This window comes from Pontimicrobium sp. MEBiC01747, from assembly GCF_053601635.1.
This window is the reverse complement of the sequence record NZ_JBSHNS010000388.1, coordinates 1-884: the sequence shown is the minus strand read 5'-3', so window position 1 is coordinate 884 and position 884 is coordinate 1. Positions and strand designations below refer to the sequence as shown.

General features: G+C 22.4%; 1 protein-coding gene. It reads right to left on the bottom strand.

The window, feature by feature from the left end; translation table 11 throughout:
• Positions 1-141 precede the first annotated feature (141 nt).
• On the bottom strand, positions 142-884 hold a 743-nt coding region (locus tag ACVC2P_RS12565), incomplete at its 5' end, for a hypothetical protein (protein ID WP_452598815.1).

The following is an 884-nucleotide window of genomic DNA, read 5'->3' as shown; positions in this document are numbered from 1 at the left end:
GTTGTTTTACGGTCTCTAATAAACTTTAATTATTTCAAAGAACAGAAACAAGCTTCATTAATGAAGCTTGTTTATTTTTAATAAACTGATTATCAGTTTTTAATTTTCATATTTTTCAAAAGTGCCAATTTGGAACATTACCTAATTTGAAACACTACCTATTTTTTTATAAATTATAATTCTTTTATCTTTACTTGGATAAATTACATCTTCCTTTTTTAAAATTTCCCCATTATTATTTGTTTCAAATTTTGTTTCAAATTTCTTTATAATAGTATCTAGCTGTTTTAAATAAATTGTTTTAGTTTGAATGATATCGTTTTGATCATAAACAAATTTTGATACAGTGTTATTTTTATAATTGAATATGATTTTTTCTGAAAAAGATTTATTATACTTAGTTAAAGAATGACTTAATGTGTCTTCATCTGTTGATAAAATTTCTGACATTATTTTTTTATCTTCATTATATAGTAGTTCAGTCTTATTACTTTCCTCTTTCTTGTATTTTGAAGTTATTATTGTTTTCTTTTTAACTCCTTGTTTATCGAAAAAGTGTTCATAATCAATAAATATAGTGTCTTTAGGTTTATTTTGATCATACTCAATTAACATAGCTTTTTCTATTTCATTGTCTTTTTCCCATGCTTCATAAATAGAGATAATACCATACCTAGATGATTCTAATTTTGAATAAAATAAATCCTCATTCTTTTTATAATATTCTGTTAATATGTTAAATCTATCTTTTTTAAAAGTTTTGATTTTACTATATATCTTTAAACCTTCTTCGTTCTTCTTTATGATTTCGATTGAAAGAGTATCTTTTATGCTACCTAATGAATCTACTTCTAATTCATATACTTCAGTTACTGGGATAATTT